The organism is Streptomyces melanosporofaciens (assembly GCF_900105695.1).
Taxonomy (GTDB): Bacteria; Actinomycetota; Actinomycetes; order Streptomycetales; family Streptomycetaceae; genus Streptomyces; species Streptomyces antimycoticus.
In genome coordinates, this window is the sequence record NZ_FNST01000002.1 from 1,881,825 (window position 1) to 1,903,424 (window position 21,600).

Sequence of the window (21,600 nt, forward strand, 5' to 3'; positions counted from 1 at the left end):
TTCAGGAGGAGCCGAGTTCGTCGTCGAGCAGGTCGAAGAGCTCATCGTCGGTCGCGGATTCGAGGTCGTGGTCGTCGGTGTCGCCGTCTCCGGTCGCTTCCTGGGCGTCGTTCCACTTCGCCAGGAGCGCCTGGAGGCGCATGGTGATCCTGGAGCGGGTGACGCTGTCGTCGGCGGCCACCGCCAGGGCGGCTTCCAGGCGGTCGAGTTCGCCGAACACCGACGGGCCGCCGCCGTCCCCGTGCGGGAGTTCCGCGCGCAGATGGTCGGTGAGGGCGTCAGGGGTCGGGTAGTCGAAGATCAGCGTGGCGGGCAGCCGGAGTCCGGTGGCCGCGCCGAGCCGGTTGCGGAGTTCGACGGCGGTGAGCGAGTCGAAGCCCAGCTCCTTGAAGGCCGCGCCGGGTTCGATCGCCGCCGCGCTGCCGTAGCCGAGCACGGTGGCCACCTGACCGCAGACCAGGTTGAGCAGGAAGCGGTCCCGTTCGGCCGCGGACATGCCCGCGAGCCGCTCGGCGAGGCCCGCCGCCTCGTCCGCCCCGCCGCCACCGGCAGCGGCCCGCCGTACGGGGGTGCGGATCAGCCCGCGCAGCAGCGGGGCGACCCCGCCCGTGGACTGGGCGCGCAGGGCGGCGATGTCCAGGGCGGCGGGGATCAGCACCGCGTGTCCGGCGAGGGCGGACACGTCGAACAGGGCCAGGCCCTCGGCGTTGCTCAGCGCGCCCATGCTGCCGCGGCTCATCCGCTGCCGGTCGGCGTCGGCGAGGGTCGCGGCCATGCCGCCGTCGTCCTCCCACAGGCCGAAGGCCAGGGAGGTGGCGGGCAGGCCCTGGGCGCGGCGGTGCTGGGCGAGGGCGTCCAGGAAGGTGTTGGCCGCCGCGTAGTTGCCCTGCCCCGGGTTGCCGAAGACACCGGCCGCCGAGGAGAACAGCACGAAGGCGGACAGGTCGAGGCCGCGGGTCAGCTCATGGAGGTTCCACGCCGCGTCCACCTTGGGCCGCAGCACCCGCTCGACACGTTCCGGGGTGAGGGATTCGATGATCCCGTCGTCCAGCACGCCCGCCGCGTGGATCACGGCGGTGAGGGGGTGGTCGGCGGGGATGTCCGCCAGGAGGCCGGCGAGCGCGTCCCGGTCGGCCGCGTCGCACGCCGCCCAGGTGACCCCGGCGCCCAACGCGCCCAGCTCGGCGGCCAGTTCGGCGGCACCCGCCGCCTCCGCGCCACGGCGGCTGGTCAGCAGCAGGTGGCGGGCGCCGCGCTCGGTCACCAGATGGCGGGCCAACTGCCCGCCCAGGGTGCCGGACGCGCCGGTGATCAGTACGGTGCCGTTCGGGTCGAGACCGGGCACGGCCGCCTCGTCCAGGGCCGCCACCCGAGCGAGGCGCGGTGCGTGGACGGTCCCGGCGCGGACGGCAAGCTGAGGCTCGTCCGTCCGCAACCCTGCGACCAGGGCGGGGAGCCAGCCGTTGGCGGTGCCGTCGGCCGGGTCGCCGTGGACATCGACGTCGCCTTGGACATCGACCAGGACGAAGCGGCCCGGGTGCTCGGCCTGCGCCGACCGCACCAGTCCCCAGGCGGCGGCGTGGGTCAGATCGTCCACGCCCTCGGCCCCTTCGCCCCCTTCGGCCCCGGTGTCGTCGCCGGTGGTCACGGCCACCGCGCCACGGGTGAGGAGGACCAGCCGGGAGTCGGCGAACCGCTCGTCCGCGATCCACTCCTGGACCAGCGCCAGCGTCCGCCGGACGACGGTGTGCGCGGCGCCCGCGGTGTCCCCGGGCGTGCCCAGGTCGGGCAGGCACGGCACGAGGACCACGTCGGGCGCGATCCCCTCGGCCTCCACCGCCTCGGCGAGCGCGGAGAGCCCCGCGTAGGTCTCGGCCTCGATACCGGTGTCCGCGTCCGTCAGCGCGGCCGTGATCTTCAGATCGCCGCCGGTGCCGTCCAGGACGGCCCACAGGGCGGTGTCCTCCGACCGCCGCGGCTCGGCGGGGGCGGGCAGCGCGGCCCAGTCGAGACGGAACAGCGCCTCGTGGTGTGCGGTACGGGCGGCCGCGAACTGCTCGGCGTCCAGCGGCCGCAGCGCGAGCGAGCCGACCGACACCACCGGAGCACCGGCCTCGTCGGTGATCTCCAGCGCCACCGCGCCCTGCCCGGCCGGGGAGACTCGCACCCGCAGCGCGGTCGCGCCGACCGCGTGCAGCCGTACGGCGTCCCACGAGAACGGCAGCCGGGCCTGCCCAGCCTCCTCGGCCGGGAAGAACCCACCGAGCGCCACCGTGTGCAGCGCGGCGTCCAGCAGCGCCGGGTGCAGCCCGTACGCACGGGCCTCGCCCTGCCGGTCCTCGTCGAGCGCCACCTCGGCGAACACCTCGTCCCCGCGCCGCCAGGCGGCCCGCAGCCCCTGGAACACCGGCCCGTAGGCGAGGCCGAGCGCGGCGAAGCCGTCGTACAGCCCGTCCACGTCGAGCGGTTCGAGGTCATCAGTGGTCCCGGTGGCGGCCGGGGGCCATTCCGCGGTGCCGGTGTTCACGGTGGCGGAGCCGGAGACCGTGAGCACACCGGAGGCGTGCCGGATCCACGGCTCGTCGGCGGCGTCCTCCAGCCGCGAGTAGACGGTCAGCGCGCGCCGCCCCTCGGGGCCGTCGGGCTCGTCCACGGCGACCCGAAGCTGCACTCCGCCGCGCTCCGGAAGGATCAGCGGCGCTTCGAGGGTCAGCTCGTCCAGCAGATCGCAGCCGACCTGGTCACCGGCGCGCACCGCCAGCTCGACCAGGGCCGTACCGGGCAGCATCACGGTGTCCATGACGGCGTGGTCGGCCAGCCAGGGGTGCGTACGGAGCGAGAGCCGGCCCGTGAAGAGGAAGCCCTCGGAATCGGGCAGATCCACCGCCGCGCCCAGCAGCGGGTGATCGGCCGCGCCGAGACCGGCCGAGACCACGTCGCCCACGGCTCCGGCGGGAGCCTCCAGCCAGTAGCGCTCGCGCTGGAAGGGATACGTCGGCAACTCGGTGCGCTGGGCGCCGGTCCCCGCGAAGAACGCCTCCCAGTCGACTGCCACGCCACGGACGTGCGCCCGGGCGATGGCGGCCGTCAGCGTCTCGGCCTCGGGGCGGTCCTTGCGCAGCACGGCGGCGAAGGCGGCGTCGGACTCGGGGTCGGTGACGCACTCCTGGGCCATGGCGGTGAGGACACCGTCGGGGCCGAGTTCGAGGTAGGTGGTGACGCCCTGGGCTTCGAGGGTGCGGACGCCGTCGAGGAAGCGGACGGCTTCGCGGACGTGGCGCACCCAGAAGTCGGCGGTCGTGATCTCCTCGGCGGGGACGACGGTCCCGGTGAGGTTGGAGACGATGGGGATGCGGGGGGCCTCGTACGTCAGGCCCTCGGCCACCGCACGGAAGGCGTCGAGCATCCCGTCCATGCGCGGGGAGTGGAACGCGTGGCTGACGGTGAGGCGCTTGGTCTTACGGCCCTGTGCCTCGAAGCCCGCCGCGATCTCCAGAGTCGCGTCCTCGTCGCCCGCGATGACGACGGAGGTCGGCCCGTTGAGGGCGGCGATGCTCACGCGGTCGGTGAGCTGCGGCAGTATCTCGTCCTCGGACGCCTGGATGGCGATCATCGCGCCACCGGCAGGCAGCTCCTGCATCAGGCGGCCACGCGCGGCCACCAGCTTCGCCGCGTCCGCGAGGGAGAGGACACCGGCCACATGGGCGGCGGCCAGCTCACCGATCGAATGCCCGGAGAGGAAGTCCGCCTTCAGACCCCACATCTCCACCAGCCGGAACAGCGCCACCTCGATCGCGAACAACGCAGGCTGAGTGAACCCGGTCTGATCCAGCGCCTCGGCGTCCTCCCCGAACAGCACCGTCTTCAACGGCCGTTCCAGATGCGCGTCCAGCGCATCGCAGACCACGTCGAACGCCTCGGCGAACGCCGGGTAGGCGTCGTACAGCTCACGGCCCATGCCGAGCCGCTGGCTGCCCTGCCCCGTGAACAGGAACGCCACCTTGCCGTCCGCCACCGCGCCTTCGGTGAACCCGGCCACCGACTCGCCACGTGCCAGCGCCTCCAAGCCCGAGGCCAGCCCGGCCCGGTCCCCGCCGACGACCACCGCGCGGTGGTCCAGCGCGGCCCGCGTGGTCGCGAGCGAGTACGCCAGGTCGGTCAGCGACAGCTCCGGCCGCCCCTCGACATCGGCGAGCAGCCGCTCGGCCTGGGCGCGCAGCGCGTCGGTGTTCTTGCCGGAGAGCACCCACGGCAGAACGGACGGCTGGGCGACCGGGGCGGTGGGAGCCTCCGCCGGTTCGGGCTCAGGGGCCTGCTCGATGATCGTGTGCGCGTTGGTCCCGCTGAAGCCGAACGAGGACACAGCCGCCCGCCGGGGACGACCCGACTCCGGCCACTCCACCGACTCCTGCAACAACGACACCGCACCCGCCGACCAGTCAATATGCGGCGACGGCTCCTGCGCGTGCAACGTACGCGGCAACACACCGTGCCGCATCGCCATCACGATCTTGATGATCCCCGCAACACCGGCAGCAGCCTGCGTGTGGCCCATGTTCGACTTGATCGAACCGAGCAGCAACGGCCGCTCCGCATCCCGCTCCTGGCCATACGTGGCCATCAGCGCCTGCGCCTCGATCGGATCACCAAGGCTGGTGCCCGTGCCATGCGCCTCGACCGCATCCACATCACCAGTCGACAGACCCGCATTCGCCAACGCCTGACGAATCACGCGCTGCTGCGACGGACCATTCGGCGCCGTCAAACCATTGGACGCACCGTCCTGGTTGATCGCGGAACCCCGCACCACCGCCAGCACCGGATGCCCGTTCTTCCGCGCGTCCGACAGCCGCTCCACCAGCAGCATGCCCGCACCCTCGGACCACCCCGTACCATCCGCATCCGCCGAGAACGCCTTGCACCGGCCATCCGCCGCAAGCCCACGCTGACGACTGAACTCCACAAACGGCGCCGGAGTCGCCATCACCGTCACACCACCCGCGAGCGCCAGCGAACACTCACCGTTCCGCAGCGCCTGAACCGCCAGATGCAACGCCACCAACGACGACGAACACGCCGTATCCACCGTAATCGTCGGCCCCTCAAGACCAAACGTGTACGCCAACCGCCCCGAAATCACACTCGCCGCATTGCCCGTACCGACGAATCCCTCCACGCCCTCCGGAAGCGCCGGCAGCGAGGAGGCGTAGTCGTGGTACATCACACCGGCGAAGACACCGGTCCTGCTGCCGCGCAGCGCGCCCGGGGCGATCCCGGCCCGCTCGAACGCCTCCCACGACGTCTCCAGCAGCAACCGCTGCTGCGGATCCATCGCGAGGGCCTCACGCGGCGAGATACCGAAGAAGCTCGGGTCGAAGTGGCCCGCCCGGTCGACGAAGCCGCCCTCGCGGGAGTACGAGGTGCCCGGGTGGTCGGGGTCCGGGTGGTAGAGCCCGTCCAGATCCCAGCCGCGGTCGGTCGGGAACTCGGAGATCGCGTCCCGGCCCTCCATGACCAGCCGCCACAGATCCTCCGGAGTCTCCACCCCACCCGGATAACGACAGCCCAACCCCACAATCGCGATCGGCTCATCATCCGCCGCCGCCACCACCACCGGCCCGGACACAGCAGCCGCCGCACCGACCACCTCAGTACGCAGGAACTCCGCCAACACCACCGGCGTCGGGTAGTCGAAGACCAGCGTCGCGGGCAGCCGCAGCTCACTCACCGCACCCAGCGCATTCCGCAACTCCACCGCCGTCAGCGAGTCAAAGCCCAGCTCACGGAAGGAGCGATGCGGTTCGACGGTGTCCAGCGAGTCATGGCCGAGTACGGCGGCGACCTGCGTACGGACCAGCTCCAGCAGGGCGTCGAGCTGCTCGGCCTCGCTCAGACCGGCGAGCCGCCGCGCCAGCGCACCCGACGCCGCCGCACCCTCCGCCGCACGCCGCGCCGGAACCCGCACCAGCCCCCGCAGCAGCGGCGCGACCGCACCGGCCGACGCCGCCTCGGCGCGCAGCACGGCCAGGTCCAGCCGGACGGGCACGAGCAGCGCCTCGTCCGTGCGGTACGCGGCGTCGAACAGCTCCAGACCCTCAGTCGCGGAGAGCGCGACCACGCCGCCCCGGCTCATCCGGGACACATCGGCGTCGTCCAAATCGCCGGTCATCCCGCTGGAGTCGGCCCACAGACCCCAGGCCAGCGAGGTGCCGGCCAGTCCGTGCGCCCGGCGGTGCTGGGCGAGGGCGTCCAGGTAGGCGTTGGCGGCGGCGTAGTTGCCCTGACCCGCATTGCCGAAGACACCAGCGGCGGACGAGAAGAGAACGAACGCCGACAAGTCCAGGTCGCGGGTCAGCTCATGCAGATTCCAGGCCGCGTCCACCTTCGGACGCAGCACCCGCTCCAACCGCTCCGGCGTCAGCGAACCGATCACACCGTCATCCAGCACACCCGCCGTGTGGACGACCGCCGTGAGCGGATGCTCGGCGGGGATGTCGGCGAGGGTCGCGGCGAGCGCGTCCCGGTCCGCCACATCACACGCCGCCCAGCGCACGCCGGCACCCAACTCGACAAGCTCAGCGCTGAGTTCGGCCGCACCCGGGGCCTGGTCGCCACGGCGGCTCACCAGCAGCAGACGCCGTACGCCACGCTCCACCACCAAGTGGCGGGCCAGCAGACCACCCAGCGTGCCACTCGCACCGGTCACCAGCACCGTGCCCTCGGCATCGACATCGAGCGGCTGCTCGGTGTCCACGGCGGCCCGCGCCAGACGCGGCGCGCGCAGCGCCCCGTTCCGTACGGCCACCTGCGGTTCGCCGGACCCCGGCGCACCCGCGACCGCCGACAGCGAACCGGCCGCACCGTCGACGTCGACCAGGACGAACCGGCCCGGGTTCTCCGACTGGGCCGAGCGCAGCAGACCCCATACGGCGGCACCCGCCAGGTCCGCCACCGGCTCAGCGGCCTCGGTGGCCACCGCGCCGGAGGTCACCACGACCAGACGCGCATCCGCGAACCGCTCATCGGCCAGCCACGCCTGGACCAGCTCCAACGCCCTGGCCGTGGCCCGGTGCACGGCGGCCGGACCGCCGTCACCGTCGGACGAGAAGTCGACGAGCACCTCATCGGCCACTGCCGTGCCCGACTCGATCGCCGCGCCCAGCGCGGCCAGATCCGGGTACGCGGCCACGTCCGGGCCGGAAAGGCCGCGCTCCAGCGCCTCGGAGCCGAGCACCACCCAGCCGCCGCCGACCCGCGCGTCCTTCTCGGCCGCGAACTCGGTCCACTCCAGGCGGAAGAGGGAATCCCCACGGCCACCGCGCGCACCGCCGATCTGCTCGGCCGACACCGGCCGCAGCACCAGCGAGTCCACCGACAGCACCGCACGCCCGGCACCATCGGCCACCGCCAGCGACACCGCGTCCGCACCGGCCGACGACAACCGCACCCGCAGCACCGAAGCACCCACCGCGTGCAGCGACACACCAGCCCACGCGAACGGCAGCCGCGCCCCGTCCTCACCCTCGACCAGACCACCAAGACCCACCGCATGCAGCGCGGAATCCAACAGCGCAGGATGCAGACCGAACAGCCCCGCGTCGGACTGCCCGTCCTCCGGCAGCTCCAGCTCGGCGTAGACCTCGCCATCGAGCCGCCACGCGGACGTCAGCCCCTGGAACACCGGGCCGTAAGCGAGCCCCAGGCCCGCCATGCCCTCGTAGAGACCGTCGAGCTCGACCGGCGTCGCACCGGCCGGCGGCCACGCGCTCAGGTCGAACGACGGCGTCGGGGCGCCCTCCACGAGCGCACCGGAGGCGTGGCGCAGCCACGGCTCATCGGCGGCCGCGTCCTCGAACCGCGAGTACACCTCGAACCCACGACGACCGGAGCCGTCCGACGCGCCGACGGACAGCTGAAGCTGGACGCCTCCCGCCTCGGGAAGCACCAGCGGCGCCTCCAGCGTCAACTCCTCGACCTGGTCACAACCCACCTGGTCACCGGCACGAACCGCCAGCTCCACAAAGGCCGTACCCGGCAGCAACACCGAACCCATCACGGCGTGGTCGAGCAGCCACGGATGCGTCTGCGCCGAGATCCGCCCGGTCAGCAGCAGCCCATCGCCGCCCGCGAGCGGTACAACGGCACCTACGAGCGGGTGGTCGGCGGCGGCCAGTCCGAGCCCCGCCGTGCCGCCGACGCCGTACGCCGACGCCTGGGGCCAGTACCGGCGACGCTGGAAGGCGTACGTCGGCAGGTCGGTCAGCTCGACCCGAGCGGCGCCCGTACCGGCGAAGACCGCCTCCCAGTCCACCGCCACACCACGGACATGCGCCCGCGCCACGGCGGCGTGGACCGCCCGCGCCTCGGGCCGCCCGGCCCGCAACATGGCGGCGAATCCGGCGGACTCGGGGTCGGTGACGCACTCCTGGGCCATGGCGGTGAGGACACCGTCGGGACCCAACTCAACGTAAGTGGTGACGCCCTGGGCTTCCATCGTCCGGACGCCGTCGAGGAAGCGGACGGCCTCGCGGACGTGGCGCACCCAGAAGTCGGCCGTCGTGATCTCCTCGGCGGACACCACGCCACCGGTCAGATTCGACACGATCGGAATGCGCGGAGCCTCGTACGACAGACCCTCGGCCACCGCACGGAACGCCTCCAGCATCCCGTCCATGCGCGGGGAGTGGAACGCGTGGCTCACGGTGAGCCGCTTGGTCTTCCGACCCTGCGCCTCGAAGCCCGCCGCGATCTCCAGAGTCGCGTCCTCATCACCCGCGACCACGACCGAGGTCGGGCCGTTGAGGGCGGCGATGCTCACGCGGTCGGTGAGCAGCGGCAGCACCTCGTCCTCGGACGCCTGGACGGCGATCATCGCGCCACCGGCAGGCAGCTCCTGCATCAGGCGGCCACGCGCGGCCACCAGCTTCGCCGCGTCCGCGAGGGAGAGGACACCGGCCACATGGGCGGCGGCCAGCTCACCGATCGAATGCCCGGAGAGGAAGTCCGCCTTCAGACCCCACATCTCCACCAGCCGGAACAGCGCCACCTCGATCGCGAACAACGCAGGCTGAGTGAACCCGGTCTGATCCAGCGCCTCGGCGTCCTCCCCGAACAGCACCGTCTTCAGCGGCCGTTCCAGATGCGCGTCCAGCGCATCGCAGACCACGTCCAGCGCCTCCGCGAACGCCGGACAGGCGTCGTAGAGCTCACGGCCCGTGCCGAGCCGCTGGCTGCCCTGCCCGGTGAACAGGAACGCCACCTTGCCGACGGCCGCGCCCGACCCCTGGATCACCTCCGCACCGGACTCGCCGCGTGCCAGGGCGTCCAGACCGCGCAGGAAACCCTCGCGGTCGTCGGCCACCAGCACCGCGCGGTGGTCCAGCGCGGCGCGCGTGGTCGCGAGCGAGTAGCCGAGGTCGGCCGGTGCGATCTCCGGCCGCTCGTCCAGGTAGGAACGGAGCCGCACGGCCTGCGCACGCAGGGCGTCGGCGGTCTTCGCCGACAGCGGCCACGACGTCACGCCAGGCGCGGTCGCCGCCTCGCCCGGGGCCTCGTCCTCGATGGCCGGGGCCTGCTCGATGATCGTGTGCGCGTTGGTCCCGCTGAAACCGAACGAGGACACAGCCGCCCGCCGCGGACGACCAACCTCCGGCCACTCCACCGACTCCTGCAACAACGACACCGCACCCGCCGACCAGTCAATATGCGGCGACGGCTCCTGCGCGTGCAACGTACGCGGCAACACACCGTGCCGCATCGCCATCACGATCTTGATGATCCCCGCAACACCGGCAGCAGCCTGCGTGTGGCCCATGTTCGACTTGATCGAACCGAGCAGCAACGGCCGCTCCGCATCCCGCTCCTGGCCATACGTGGCCATCAGCGCCTGCGCCTCGATCGGATCACCCAGCGACGTACCCGTGCCATGCGCCTCGACCGCATCCACATCACCAGTCGACAGACCCGCATTCGCCAACGCCTGACGAATCACCCGCTGCTGCGACGGACCATTCGGCGCCGTCAAACCATTGGACGCACCGTCCTGGTTGATCGCGGAACCCCGCACCACCGCCAGCACCGGATGCCCGTTCTTCCGCGCGTCCGACAGCCGCTCCACCAGCAGCATGCCCGCACCCTCGGACCACCCCGTACCATCCGCATCCGCCGAGAACGCCTTGCACCGACCATCCGCCGCAAGCCCACGCTGACGACTGAACTCCACAAACGGCGCCGGAGTCGCCATCACCGTCACACCACCGGCCAACGCCAGCGAACACTCACCGTTCCGCAGCGCCTGAACCGCCAGATGCAACGCCACCAACGACGACGAACACGCCGTATCCACCGTAATCGTCGGCCCCTCAAGACCAAACGTGTACGCCAACCGCCCCGAAATCACACTCGCCGCATTGCCCGTACCGAGGAAGCCTTCGACGCCCTCCGGCACCCGCTCCAGCAGCGAGGCGTAGTCGTGGTACATGACGCCCGCGAAGACACCGGTCCTGCTGCCGCGCAGCACACCGGGATCGATCCCGGCCCGCTCGAACGCCTCCCACGACGTCTCCAGCAGCAACCGCTGTTGCGGATCCATCGCGAGGGCCTCACGCGGCGAGATACCGAAGAAGCTCGGGTCGAAGTGGCCCGCCTCCTCCACGAAGCCGCCCTCACGGGCGTAGCTCGTACCGCTGTGGTCCGGGTCCTCGTGGTAAAGCGCCCCGAGGTCCCAGCCACGGTCGGTCGGGAACTCCGAGATCGCGTCCCGGCCCTCCATGACCAGCCGCCACAGATCCTCCGGAGTCTCCACCCCACCCGGATAACGACAGCCCAACCCCACAATCGCGATCGGCTCATCATCAGCGGCCGTCACCACCACCGGCCCGGACACAGCAGCCGCCGCACCGACCACCTCAGCGCGCAGGAACTCCGCCAACACCACCGGCGTCGGGTAGTCGAAGACCAGCGTCGCGGGCAGCCGCAGCTCACTCACCGCACCCAGCGCATTCCGCAACTCCACCGCCGTCAGCGAGTCAAAGCCCAGCTCACGGAAGGAGCGGTCGGGGTCAACCGTCTCCGGACCGGCGTATCCGAGCACCGTCGCGACGTTCGTACGGACCAGGTCCAGCAGCACATCGAGCTGCTCGGCCGCGTCCAGCCCGGCGAGCCGCCGCGCCAGCGCACCCGACGCCGCCGCACCCTCCGCCGCACGCCGCGCCGGAACCCGCACCAGCCCACGGAACAGCGGCGACAGCGCACCGCCGGACGCCTGCGCCCGGAGCGCGGCCATGTCCAGCGACATCGGCACCAGCAGCGCCTCGCCGAGACGGCCGGCGACGTCGAACAGCTCCAGACCCTCGGTGGCGGACAGCGCGAGGACACCGCCCCGGCTCATCCGGGACACATCCGCGTCGTCCAAGTCACCGGTCATCGCACTGGAGTCGGCCCACAGACCCCAGGCCAGCGAGGTGCCGGGCAGACCGCGCCCGGCACGGTGCTGGGCCAGGGCGTCCAGGAAGGCGTTGGCGGCGGCGTAGTTGCCCTGACCCGCATTGCCGAAGACACCAGCGGCGGACGAGAAGAGAACAAACGCCGACAGGTCCAGGTCGCGAGTCAGCTCATGCAGATTCCAGGCCGCGTCCACCTTCGGACGCAGCACCCGCTCCAACCGCTCCGACGTCAGCGAACCGACCACGCCGTCATCCAGCACACCGGCCGTATGCACCACGGCCGTCAGCGGATGCTCCGCCGGAATCGCCCCGAGCACCTCGGCCAACTGGTCACGATCGGCGACATCACACGCCGCCCACCGCACCTCGGCACCCAACTCGACCAGCGCAGACCGGAGTTCAGTCGCGCCCGGAGCCTGGTCGCCACGGCGGCTGACCAGCAGCAGACGCCGTACGCCACGCTCCACCACCAGGTGGCGGGCCAGCAGACCACCCAGCGTGCCACTCGCCCCGGTCACCAGGACCGTGCCCTCGGCGTCGAACTCCGGCGCGGCCTCCCCGGAACCCGAGCTCGCGGCGGCAGCCCGCGCCAGGCGCGGCACCCGCACCTCGCCCGCACGCAGCGCGAGCTGCGACTCCCCCGAGGCGAGCGCGGCGGACAGCGTACGGAACGACGCGTCCCGGCCGTCGAGGTCGACGAGCACAAGGCGTTCCGGGTTCTCCGACTGCGCCGAGCGCAGCAGACCCCACACCGCGGCCTGGGCCGGATCGTCCAGCGACTCCTCCGCGCCGACGGCCACGGCACCCGAGGTCAGCACGACCAGACGCGCCTCCGCGAACCGCTCATCGGCCAGCCACGCCTGGACCAGCTCCAGCGCCTCGGCGGTGGCCCGGTGTGCCGCACCCGCCACATCCTCGCCGCCCTCGGCGGACGGCGAGACGAACACCAGCTCAGGCGTTTCGCCACCCGCCGCGACCGCCTCGGTCAGGGCGGCCAGATCCGCGTACGTCGCGATCTCGGCGCCAACCGACCCGAGCCCGAGGTCGCCCGAACCGAGCGCCGCCCAGCGGGCCGTCGGCACGGGGGCGGAGGACACGGTCGCGGGCAGGCCGACCCACTCCAGGCGGAAGAGCGAGTCCTGACGACCGCCCCGCGCACCACCGATCTGCTCGGCCGACACCGGCCGCAGCACCAGCGAGTCCACCGACAGCACCGCACGCCCGGCACCATCGGCCACCGCCAGCGACACCGCGTCCGCACCGGCCGACGACAACCGCACCCGCAGTGCCAATGCACCCACCGCGTGCAGCGACACACCAGCCCACGCGAACGGCAGCCGCGCCCCGTCCTCACCCTCGACCAGACCACCAAGACCCACCGCATGCAGCGCGGAATCCAACAGCGCAGGATGCAGACCGAACGCATCCGCCTCGGCCCGCGCCTCCTCCGGCAGCTCCAGCTCGGCGTAGACCTCGCCACCGACTCGCCACGCGGACGTCAGCCCCTGGAACACCGGCCCGTAAGCGAGCCCCAGCCCCGCCATGGCCTCATACAGACCATCGAGCGCAATCGGCGTCGCACCCGCCGGCGGCCACACCTCCAGGTCGAACGACGGCTCCGAAGCGCCCTCCACCAGCACACCCGAGGCATGGCGCAGCCACGGCTCATCGGCGGCCGCGTCCTCGAACCGCGAGTACACCTCGAACCCACGACGACCGGAGCCGTCGGGCGCACCCACCGAGAGCTGAAGCTGAACGCCTCCCACCTCGGGAAGCACCAGCGGCGCCTCCAGCGTCAACTCCTCGACCTGGTCACAACCCACCTGGTCACCGGCACGAACCGCCAGCTCCACAAAGGCCGTACCCGGCAGCAGCACCGAACCCATCACGGCGTGGTCGGCCAGCCACGGATGCGTGTCGAGCCCCAGTCGGCCCGTGAGCAGCAGCCCTTCGCCACCGGCCAGCGGCACGGCGGCCCCGACCAGCGGATGGTCGACGGTCGCCAGCCCCAGCCCGGCCGTACCGCCCAGGGCAGCGGCCGGGAGCTCGGGCCAGTAGCGCGCGTACTGGAAGGCATACGTGGGCAGCTCGACCCGAGCCGCGCCCGTACCGGCGAAGACCGCGTCCCAGTCGACCGCCACACCACGGACATGCGCCCGGGCGACGGCGGTGGCCAGCGTCTTGGCCTCGGGGCGGTCCTTGCGCAGCACGGCGGCGAACGCGGCGTCCTCGCCGGTCACACACTGCTGGGCCATGGCGGTGAGCACACCGTCCGGCCCCAGCTCGACGAACGTGGAGACGCCCTGGGCTTCGAGGGTGCGGACACCGTCGAGGAAGCGCACGGCCTCGCGGACATGGCGCACCCAGAAGTCGGCCGTCGTGATCTCCTCGGCGGACACCACGCCACCGGTCAGATTCGACACGATCGGAATGCGCGGAGCCTCGTACGACAGACCCTCGGCCACCGCACGGAAGGCGTCCAGCATCCCGTCCATGCGAGGTGAGTGGAACGCGTGGCTGACCGTGAGCCGCTTGGTCTTCCGACCCTGTGCTTCGAAGCCCGCCGCAATCGCGACAGCCTCGTCCTCATCACCCGCGATGACGACCGACGTAGGCCCGTTCAGCGCGGCGATCGAGACGCGCTCGGTCAGCAGCGGCGCCACCTCGTCCTCCGACGCCTGCACCGCGATCATCGCGCCACCGGCCGGAAGCTCCTGCATCAACCGCCCACGCGCCGCCACCAACTTCGACGCATCCGCCAGCGACAACACACCCGCCACATGGGCGGCAGCCAGCTCACCGATCGAGTGGCCGGAGAGGAAGTCCGCCTTCAGACCCCACGCCTCGACCAGCCGGAACAGCGCCACCTCAACCGCGAACAAAGCGGGCTGAGTGAACCCCGTCTGATCCAACGCCTCGGCATCGTCCCCGAACAGGACGCCCTTCAGCGGCCGTTCAAGGTGCTGGTCCAGTTCGTCGCAGACCGCGTCCAGCGCCTCCGCGAACACCGGATAGGCGTCATACAGCTCACGCCCCATCCCCAGCCGCTGGCTCCCCTGCCCCGTGAACAGGAACGCCACCTTGCCACCGGCCACCGAACCCTGGACGAGCGCCGCAGCGCGACGTCCCTCGGCCAGTGCCCCCAGCGCCTTCAGCAGCCCATCCCGGTCCTCGGCCACCACCACCGCACGGTGGTCGAACGCCGAGCGGCCGGTCGCCAGCGAGTAGCCCAGGTCGACCGCGTCCAGCTCGGGCCGGTCCGTCGCATGGGCGACCAGCCGCTCGGCCTGGTCCCGCAGCGCAGCCGCACTCCGAGCCGACAGCACCCACGGCACCACGGCGGGCGGGGCAGCGGGAGCCGCCGGCGTCTCCGCCGCCTCCACCTCCGGCGCCTGCTCGATGATGGTGTGCACATTGGTGCCGCTGATGCCGAACGACGACACACCCGCGCGGCGCGGACGGCCGGTCTCCGGCCATTCCACCTGATCCGTCAGCAGCGCGACCGCGCCCGCCGACCAGTCCACATGCGGCGACGGCTCGTCCGCGTGCAGGGTCTTCGGAAGCACCCCGTGCCGCATGGCGAGGATCATCTTCATCACACCCGCGACACCGGCGGCGGCCTGGGTGTGGCCCATGTTGGACTTGATGGAGCCGAGCAGCAACGGCCGCTCCGCGTCCCGCTCCTGGCCGTACGTGGCGAGCAGGGCCTGGGCCTCGATCGGGTCGCCCAGGGTCGTGCCCGTACCGTGTGCCTCGACCGCGTCCACATCGCCGACCGACAGCCCGGCGGCGGCCAGCGCCTGCCGGATGACGCGCTGCTGGGACGGGCCGTTCGGCGCCGTCAGACCATTGGACGCACCATCCTGGTTCACCGCGCTGCCACGCACTACGGCCAGCACCGGGTGACCGTTCTTGCGCGCGTCCGACAGCCGCTCGACCAGCAGCATGCCCGCGCCCTCGGCCCAGCCCGTGCCGTCCGCGTCCGCCGAGAACGCCTTGCAGCGGCCGTCGGCGGACAGGCCGCCCTGGCGGCTGAAGCCGACGAATGTGCCGGGCGTCGCCATCACCGTGACGCCACCGGCCAGCGCCATCGTGCACTCGCCCGAGCGCAGCGCCTGCATCGCCCAGTGCAGCGCCACCAGCGACGACGAGCACGCCGTGTCGACGGTGACCGCCGGGCCCTCCAGGCCGAGGGCATAGGCGACGCGGCCGGAGGCGATGGAGCCCGTGCTGCCGGAGCCGATCGCGCCCTCGCCACCGCCGTCCGGGGCCTGCTCGACCAACGTGGCGTAGTCGTGGTACATGACGCCCGCGAAGACACCGGTCCGGCTGCCGCGCAGCGTGGCCGGGTCGATGCCCGCGCGCTCGAACGCCTCCCATGAGGTCTCCAGCAGCAGCCGCTGCTGCGGGTCCGTCGCCAGTGCCTCGCGGGGCGAGATCCCGAAGAAGGTGGGGTCGAAGTCGGCGGCGTCGTGGAGGAAACCGCCCTCGCGGGTGTACGAGGTGCCGGGGTGTTCCGGGTCCGGGTGGTAGAGCGCGTCCAGGTCCCAGCCACGGTCGACGGGGAAGCCGGAGATCGCGTCCTGGCCGGCCGACAGCAGCCGCCACAGGTCCTCGGGGGTGCGCACCCCGCCCGGGAAGCGGCAGCTCATCGCCACGATGGCGATCGGCTCGTCGTCGATCGCGCCCACGGCCTGGACGGGCAGGCCCGACTGGGCGCCGGTGCCCGCCAGTTCGTCCCGGAGGTGTTCGGCCAGGACGAGGGAGGTCGGGTAGTCGAAGACCAGGGTGGCGGGGAGCCGCATCCCGGTGACCGCGTTCAGGCGGTTGCGCAGTTCGACGGCGGTCAGCGAGTCGAAGCCCAGGTCGCGGAAGGCGCGGTCGGGGTCGACGGAGTCGGCGGTGCCATAGCCCAGGACGGCGGCGACCTGGGTACGGACCAGCTCCAGCAGCGTCTCGAGCTGCTCGGTGCCGTTCAGGCGGGCCAGCCGCTGCGCCAGGGCGCCCGTTCCGGCGGAGCCCTCCGCCGTACGCCGCGCCGGGACCCGCACCAGCCCGGACATCAGCGGGGCCACCACACCGGTGGACGCCGCCTCGGCCCGTGCCGCCGCCAGGTCCAGCCGCACCGGGACGAGCAGGGCCTCGCCGGCCCGTCCGGCCGCGTCGAACAGTTCCTTGCCCTCGTCGGTGGCGAGCGCGGCGACACCGCCCCGGCTCATCCGGGACACATCGGCCTGGTCCAGCTCACCGGACATACCACCGGATTCGGCGGCCCACAGGCCCCAGGCCAGGGACGTTCCGGGCAGGCCGAGCGCCGTACGGTGCTGGGCGAGGGCGTCCAGGTAGGCGTTGGCGGCGGCGTAGTTGCCCTGTCCGGCGGCGCCGAAGACACCGGCGGCGGACGAGAAGAGCACAAACGCGGACAGGTCGAGGTCGCGGGTCAGCTCGTGGAGGTTCCAGGCCGCGTCCACCTTCGGACGCAGCACCCGCTCCAACCGCTCCGGCGTCAGCGAACCGATCACACCGTCATCCAGCACACCCGCCGTGTGCACCACGGCCGTCAGCGGCTGATCGGCGGGGAGCGCGGCCAGGGTTTCGGCCAGCGCGCCACGGTCGGCGACATCACAGGCCGCCCAGCGCACCTCGGCGCCCAACTCGGCCAGTTCGGTGCTGAGTTCGACCGCGCCCGGAGCCTCGCCACCACGGCGGCTGACCAGCAACAGACGCCGTACGCCACGCTCGGCCACCAGGTGGCGGGCGAACAGAGCGCCCAGCGTGCCGCTCGCACCGGTCACCAGCACCGTGCCGTCGGCGTCGAACTCCGGCGCGTCGTCCCCGGAGCCCGAGCTCACGGCGGCGGCCCGCGCCAGGCGCGGCGCGCGCAGCGCCCCGTTCCGTACGGCCACCTGCGGTTCGCCCGACGCCAACGCGTCCGGCACCGCCCTCAGCGAATCGGCCGCGCCGTCGACGTCGACCAGGACGAACCGGCCCGGGTTCTCCGACTCGGCGGAGCGCACCAGGCCCCAAACGGCGGCATGGATCAGATCGGCCACCGGCTCGTCCGTACCGGCCGCCACGGCGCCCGAGGTCAGCAGGACCAGGCGCGAGTTCGTGAAGCGGTCGTCATTCAGCCACCGTTGCAGCAGGCCCAGCGCCTGGGCGGTGGCGCGGTGCACCGCGTCGGCGGGTGGGGAGCTTTCCCCTGCCCCGCCCCTTCCCGACATTCGAGGCTCCGCCCCAAGACCCCGGTCCTCAATCGCCGGACGGGCTTGAAGGGCGACCACCACGTCATCCGGCAGCGCCGCACCGGACTCGACCGCCGTGGCCAGCGCGTCCAGGTCGGCGTAGGTGTCGAACCGCTGCCCGGCCGACGCCAGGTCGAGCGCGTCCGACCCCAGCAGCGCCCAGCGTCCCGCCGGTCCCTGGGCGGACACCTCGACCCAGTCAAGTCGGAACAGCGACTCCTGACGGCCACCCCGTGCGCCCTGGATCTGCTCGACGGACACCGGCCGCAGCACCAGCGAATCCACCGACAACACCGCACGCCCGGCACCATCGGCCACCGCCAGCGACACCGCGTCCGCACCAGCGGCCGACAACCGCACCCGCAGCACCGAAGCACCCACCGCGTGCAGCGACACACCAGCCCACGCGAACGGCAGCCGCGCCCCGTCCTCACCCTCGATCAGACCACCCAGGCCGACCGCATGCAGCGCGGAATCCAGCAGCGCGGGATGCAGACCGAACGCGCCCGCCTCGGACCGCGTGTCCTCCGGCAGCTCCAGCTCCGCGTAGACCTCGTCCCCCAGCCGCCAGGCGGACGTCAGCCCCTGGAACACCGGGCCGTACGTCAGCCCCGCCTCGGCCAGCCCCTCGTACAGACCCTCGACGGGCAGCTCCGACGCCCCCGCCGGAGGCCACGCAGCCAGGTCGAACGACGCCGCGGGCGCGCCCGAGCCCAGCACGCCCGACGCATGGCGGGTCCAGGGCTCGTCGACCGCCGCGTCCTCGTGCCGCGAGTACACCGTCAGCGAGCGGCGTCCCGAAGTGTCGGGCGCACCCACCGAGAGCTGGAGCTGGACGCCGCCCACCTCGGGAAGCACCAGCGGCGCCTCCAGCGTCAGCTCCTCCAGCAGATCGCAACCGACCTGGTCACCGGCGCGGATCGCCAGTTCCACGAAGGCGGTGCCGGGCAGCAGCACCGAGCCCGCCACCGCGTGATCGGCCAGCCACGGATGGGTGTCCAGGGCGAGACGGCCGGTGTAGAGGAAACCGTCGGAGTCGGCGAGCGCCACCGCGGCACCCAGCAGCGGGTGGTCGGCCGCGCCGAGCCCGGCGGACACCATGTCGCCCGCCCAGTAGCCGGTGTCGAGCCAGTAGGTGTCGCGCTGGAAGGGGTAGAGCGGAAGGTCCGTACGGGCCGTGTCCGTCCCGGCGAACACCGCGGCCCAGTCCGGGGAGACACCGTGGACATGGGCCCCGGCGACGGCGGCGGCCAGGCTCCGGAGCTCCGGACGGCCGGAGCGCAGCGCGGACACAAGGGTGGCGTCGTCGCGGGTCAGGCAGTCCTGGGCCATCGCGGTGAGCACACCGTCCGGGCCCAGTTCCACGAACTTCGTGACGTTGCGCTCCTCCAGCGTCCGTACGCCGTCGAGGAAGCGGACGGCCTCGCGGACGTGGCGCACCCAGAAGTCGGGAGTCGTGATCTCCTCGGCGGACACCACGCCACCGGTCAGATTCGACACGATCGGGATCTTCGGGGCCTCGTAGGTCAGCCCCTGCGCCACCTGCCGGAACGCCTCCAGCATCCCGTCCATACGCGGCGAGTGGAAGGCGTGGCTGACCGTGAGCCGCTTGGTCTTCCTGCCCTGCGCCTCGAAGCCCTCCGCGATCTCCAGCGCCGCGTCCTCATCACCGGCGATGACCACCGACGTCGGGCCGTTGAGCGCGGCGATCGAGACACGCTCGGTGAGCAGCGGCGTGACCTCGTCCTCCGACGCCTGCACCGCGACCATCGCACCACCGGCAGGCAGCTCCTGCATCAAACGGCCACGCGCCGCCACCAGCTTCGCCGCGTCCGCCAGCGACAACACACCCGCCACATGCGCGGCGGCCAGCTCACCGATCGAATGCCCGGAGAGGAAGTCGGGCCGCAGCCCCCACGCCTCCACCAGCCGGAACAACGCCACCTCGACCGCGAACAACGCAGGCTGAGTGAAACCGGTCCGGTCGAGCGCCTCGGCATCGTCCCCGAACAGGACATCCTTCAAAGGCCGTTGAAGGTGCGGGTCCAGCTCCGCGCACACCGCGTCCAGCGCATCCGCGAACACCGGGTAGGCGTCGTACAGCTCACGCCCCATCCCCAGCCGCTGGCTGCCCTGCCCCGTGAACAGGAACGCCACCTTGCCGCCGGTGATCTTCCCTTCGACCAGCCCGGTCGCGGGCTCCTCGCGGGAGAGTGCGTCGAGGGCGCGTATCAGGCCCTCGCGGTCGTCGGCGACGATCGCCGCCCGGTGGTCGAAGGCGGCCCGGCCGATGGCCAGCGAGAAGCCGACGTCGGTGAGGCGCAGTTCGGGGTGGGCTTCGAGGTGGGCGCGCAGGTTCGCGGCCTGGGCGCGCAGCGCGGGGCGGCTCTTGGCCGCCACGGTCCACAGCGGCAGCGCGGCGGTGGCGCGGGCCTCGGCGGGGGCGCCGCCGTCGGCCGTCTTCGCGGTCTGCGGCTCCTCGGCGTCCGGCTCGGGCGCCTGCTCCAGGATGGTGTGCGCGTTGGTGCCGCTGATGCCGAACGAGGACACCGCGGCCCGGCGCGGCTGGTCGGTGTCGGGCCAGGCGCGCCCCTCGGTCAGCAGCGAGACGGCGCCGGCCGACCAGTCGACGTTGGGGGTGGGCTGGTCGACGTGCAGGGTCCGCGGAAGCGTCCCGTGGCGCATCGCCATGACCATCTTGATGATGCCCGCGACACCGGCGGCGGCCTGGGTGTGGCCGATGTTGGACTTGATGGAGCCCAGCCACAGCGGCTGGTCCTCGGTGTGGTTGCGCCCGTACGTGGCGAGCAGGGCCTGCGCCTCGATGGGGTCGCCCAGGGTGGTACCCGTGCCGTGGGCCTCGACCACGTCGATCTGCCCTGCGGAGAGCCGGGCGGAGGCCAGGGCCTGGCGGATGACGCGCTGCTGCGAGGGGCCGTTCGGCGCGGTCAGGCCGCTGCTGGCGCCGTCCTGGTTGATGGCGCTGCCGCGGACGAGGGCGAGCACCTGGTGGCCGTTGGCGCGGGCGTCGGAGAGCCGCTCCAGCAGGAGCATGCCGGCGCCTTCGCCCCAGCCGGTGCCGTCCGCGGCCGCCGCGAAGGACTTGCAGCGGCCGTCGGCGGCGAGGCCGCGCTGGCGGCTGAACTCGGTGAAGGTGCCGGGGGTGGACATCACCGTGACACCGCCGGCCAGGGCCAGCGAGCACTCCCGGCGGCGCAGCGCCTGCGCGGCGAAGTGCAGGGCGACCAGGGAGGAGGAGCAGGCCGTGTCGATGGTGACGGCCGGGCCCTCCAGGCCGAAGGTGTAGGCGACGCGGCCGGAGGCGATGGAGCCGGAGCTGCCGTTGCCGAGGAAGCCCTCGACGTCCTCGGGCGCGGAGAACAGCCGAGAGGCGTAGTCGTGGTACATCACGCCCGCGAACACACCGGTCTGGCTGCCCTGGAGCGAGGTCGGGTCGATGCCCGCGCGCTCGAACGCCTCCCAGGAGGTTTCCAGCAGCAGCCGCTGCTGCGGGTCCATGGCGAGGGCTTCGCGCGGCGAGATGCCGAAGAACGCGGGGTCGAAGTCGGCCGCGTCGTGCAGGAAGCCGCCCTCGTGGACGTACGGCTCCTGGCCGCTGTCCGGGTCCGGCTCGAAGAGGACGTCGGTGGCCCAGCCGCGGTTGGTGGGGTACGGCGTGGCCGCGTCACCGCCGCGGGCGACGAGCTCCCACAGCTCCTCGGGGGTGCTGACCCCGCCGGGGTAGCGGCAGCTCATCGCCACGATGGCGATCGGCTCCTGCTCACGCTCCTCGACCTCGCGCAGCCGCCGCCGCGCCTCGCGCAGGTCGGTGGTGGCCCGCTTGAGGTAGTCGAGGTACTTCTCTTCGTTCGCCGTCGCCATTACGCCGTCCCCGCGGTGCTGAGATGAGT

Annotated in this window: 1 protein-coding gene; it reads right to left on the minus strand. The window is 72.5% G+C overall.

Features of this window, described 5'->3' with window-relative positions:
* Position 1: 1 nt before the first annotated feature.
* The gene (locus BLV72_RS10935) at positions 2 to 21,571 is read right to left on the minus strand and encodes a type I polyketide synthase (RefSeq protein ID WP_093461887.1); all 21,570 of its coding nucleotides are present in this window, start codon (positions 21,569 to 21,571) and stop codon (positions 2 to 4) included.
* Between the last annotated feature and the right edge of the window lie 29 nt (positions 21,572 to 21,600).